Raw genomic sequence first — 3,700 nt, forward strand, 5'->3', positions numbered from 1 at the left:
ACAAGGGGGACAACAGGTCTTAAATCTCAGAACAAAGTTCCTAAGTAATCAGTGGAATCAGGTTACAAAAAAGGTCAGAATAGCAGCTTGAAATAAATCTGCACTTTTTCGTACACCCATCATTTCTAAATCATAGTCTGCAAAAAATCATTCGTTTGTCAGTAGAAACGATTCCTCAAATGCTCCCTATTAATGTAGGTATAAACCATTATTTACCTTTTCCAACAACCGTTTAGCCTATCCTTGAAAATAATTATTCTGATACTTGTCTTCCCAAAATACACCCTGAAATGATAAAAACGACAACCTCTTTATTGGCTGTTTTTTTAACGACCGCCTGCTTTTTGTTACTGAATGCACAAACTTTTCATAACAACAAAATCGTTGCCCACCGCGGAGCCTGGAAAAACACGGGTGCTCCCCAAAATTCTATCGCTTCCTTGCAAAATGCGGTAAAACTGGGCTGTGTCGGCTCCGAATTCGACGTTCGGATGACCAAAGATGAAGTATTGGTTATTAATCACGACGCGCATTATGAAGGTATGGACATTGAAACCACCGATTATGCCGACCTTATTAAAAAACCGTTAAAAAACGGCGAACAATTGCCAACGTTGAAGGACTATCTGAAAGAAGGAAAAAAGCAGAACAGAACCATGCTCGTGACCGAAATCAAACCGTCTCCAGCAGGGAAAGAGCGTGCTTTGCTTTTGGCCGAAAAAGTAGTGAAGACCATCAGCAAAATGAAGGCCCAAAAGTGGATTGTGTATATCAGTTTTGATTTTGATATTTTGAAAAAGGTACGGGAGTTGGACAAAAACGCTAAACTGCAATACCTTAATGGAAATATCCCGGCCGAACAACTGCAAACCGACAACATCGGCGGCTTAGATTATCATTTCAGTGTTTTGCAAAAAGATGAACAATGGATTTCCAACGCTAAAAAACTGGGCATCGTGACTAACGCATGGACGGTAAATGATACGTTGGTGATGGATTATTTTTTTGTAAGAAACATTGATTACATCACAACCGATGAACCGGAAAAAGCCCTTGTGCGTGATGCGCGTTTTGCCAAAGAAAAGCGCAAGTTGGTTTGGAGTGATGAATTCAATTACGACGGATTGCCTGATGCATCTAAATGGGGCTACGACGTGGGTGGAAAAGGTTGGGGGAACAATGAGTTGGAATATTATACCAACGCCGACACAAACAATGCACTGGTCAAAAATGGGGTACTTTCCATTACAGCCCACAAAAACAAATTTGAAAATCGAGACTATACCTCTGCCCGTCTCTTGACCAAAGGAAAAGCCGAATGGACCTACGGACGCATTGAAATTCGCGCAAAATTGCCCAAAGGTCGCGGCATCTGGCCCGCTATCTGGATGTTGGGCAGTAATATCGAAACCGTTGGCTGGCCCAAATGCGGAGAAATTGACATCATGGAACATGTTGGCTATGACCCAGATACGCTGGTGGGAACTATTCACACTCAATCGTATAATCACGTAAAGAGAACGCAAAAATCGAAGAAAATTTTCATTAAAAATCCGTATACTGAGTTTCACGTTTACGCCGTCGATTGGACGCCGGAAAAGATGGATTTTCTGTTGGACGGCAATGTCTATTTAAGTATTGCCAACGAACATAAAACCGTCAACGAATGGCCATTTGATAAGCCGGAGCATTTGTTGCTAAATGTAGCGGTAGGCGGCAATTGGGGCGGTGCCAAGGGCATTGATGAGAGCGTATTTCCTGCTACAATGGCCGTCGATTATGTACGAGTGTTTCAATAAAACGCCAAGTTCGTAGGTACAAGTAACTGATTAACTACTAAACAACTGACCCTCCGCAAGAAGGCATTTCTTAGTAAGTCAGGTACATGAACAGAACTATTAGTGACTACCAGCAGGATAGTCTGCAAAAAAAATTAAAGAAAATTTTACAGGGACTGGAAGGCGTAGTCTCCGTCTGCCCGATTCGAAACATTCTTGACCGCTTTGGTGATAAATGGTCCATGCTTTCTATTTTTCATTTGGGAGAAGCAGGAACGCTGCGCTTCAACGAACTGAAAAAACGAATCGACGGTATTTTGCAACGAATGCTTACTGTTACCTTGCAGACACTGGAACGCGACGGACTGGTAACTCGTCGGATTTTTGCAAAAATTCTGCCCCGTATAGAACATAAGCTAACCGATTTAGGTCACAGTCTATTACTGCAAATTATCGAATTGGGAGATTGGGCCAGCAACCACAGCGCTCAAATTTTGAAAGCCAGAAAGCAATATGCCACCCGCGAACAGGCCGGTTTTAAAGCTGGTCTGTAACGGTGTTTTCAACATATCAGTAAAAAACGATATAATACTTTAAAAAATAGTCCCTTTTTATTTGAAAACAGCATAACTATTCCTGATTAGACATGGTTAATAGAAAGCGTACCACGCCCTTTTCTGTATTATACACTTTTTAAACAGCCGATGCCCAAACTCTCCAACGAAGACAAATTTGTAGACTTTTCTGATTATGGACGCCCACTTGCCACTTTTTTAGCTACCCACCTTTCACGGATAAAAATCAATGCGATACAGGTCACTACACTTTTTTTTGTGGCGGGAATTTTATGCGCTTACTGCATTTATACCCATCAATTAGTATGGGCAGCTGTTTTTCTAATGATAAAAAACATTTTAGATGCCGTAGATGGTGAAATTGCCCGAATCACCAATCACCCTTCTCTCATCGGCCGCTATTTGGATTCTATTTTTGATTTTATCATTAATGCTCTCATTTTTACAATGGTACTGTTTGTCGATTCGAGTTCAGTCACCATTTTCGTATTGGCATTTTTAGGCATTGAATTCCAATGTTCCGTTTACAATTACTATTACGTAATTGTCAGACGAAGGTTAAATAATGAAGAAACCAGTAGAACAATAGAATACCGGAAACCGATAGCTTACGAATATGAAAGTCAAAAAACAGTCACTATTTTACACGCTGTCTTTTTATGTTTATATGTCATTTTTGATTCACTGGTATTATTACTGGACAAGCAGGCGCTCTTTGTTCGCCACTTTCCCAAATGGTTTTTGAGTCTAATTTCCTTACTGGGACTGGGATTTCAATTATTGGTTATTTGTTTGATGCTTTGTTTAGGTTTAACCGAATTCATGTTACCCTTTTTTGCTAGTTACAGTATTTTTGGATTATTTGTAATTTTAATTAGAAAATTACTTGTAAAATAAAATTTACTTACTTTTTCTTCTGTAAAGTATGCTTTTTAGTTCCATTTTCTAAAAATTGCAGGAGCATTACTACGCTATTTTTAGTATATTTATGATTGAATCAGCACCGGCCTTACCAAAGTTTACTTGTCTTATTCAATCTTTAAAAAGTATTCGGCCACGAAAACCATTCTCCATTCACACTGTTAAGTGCTAAAGCACAAGTTAATCGTTATTTTTTAACCGTTATCCGTTTAAAATCAACGAATTATATCAAAACAAGTACCCTAAAATTTTTGCTCTACTACTTAAAAATAGTATCATCACATTTTTTAATATCGTCTCACCTTTGACAATAGTTTGCAAAGGTTTTGATAAAAACATAGAAAACGTTAAATTGGAGTTACCACACTTCAACCAACGTTTTCTATGGCGAGCATAACCCTCGTAAGTGCGATATTAGCAAAGTTG

At 39.1% G+C, this 3,700-nt stretch carries 3 protein-coding genes; all 3 read left to right on the plus strand.

Annotation, left to right across the window (positions count from 1 at the left end; genetic code table 11):
* The first annotated feature begins 290 nt into the window (after positions 1-290).
* Positions 291-1,799 (plus strand): family 16 glycosylhydrolase, encoded by a 1,509-nt coding sequence (locus Q0081_RS28240; RefSeq protein WP_298361417.1) that lies wholly within the window; start codon positions 291-293, stop codon positions 1,797-1,799.
* A gap of 86 nt (positions 1,800-1,885) precedes the next feature.
* Positions 1,886-2,332 (plus strand): helix-turn-helix domain-containing protein, encoded by a 447-nt coding sequence (locus Q0081_RS28245; protein ID WP_298361419.1) that lies wholly within the window; start codon positions 1,886-1,888, stop codon positions 2,330-2,332.
* A 150-nt stretch (positions 2,333-2,482) separates the two neighbouring features.
* Positions 2,483-3,250, plus strand: coding sequence for a CDP-alcohol phosphatidyltransferase family protein (locus tag Q0081_RS28250; protein WP_298361421.1), 768 nt, complete (start codon positions 2,483-2,485; stop codon positions 3,248-3,250).
* The last annotated feature ends 450 nt before the right edge of the window (positions 3,251-3,700 follow it).

Origin of the sequence: Runella sp. (assembly GCF_027484545.1) — a bacterium.
Classification (GTDB): domain Bacteria; phylum Bacteroidota; class Bacteroidia; order Cytophagales; family Spirosomataceae; genus Runella.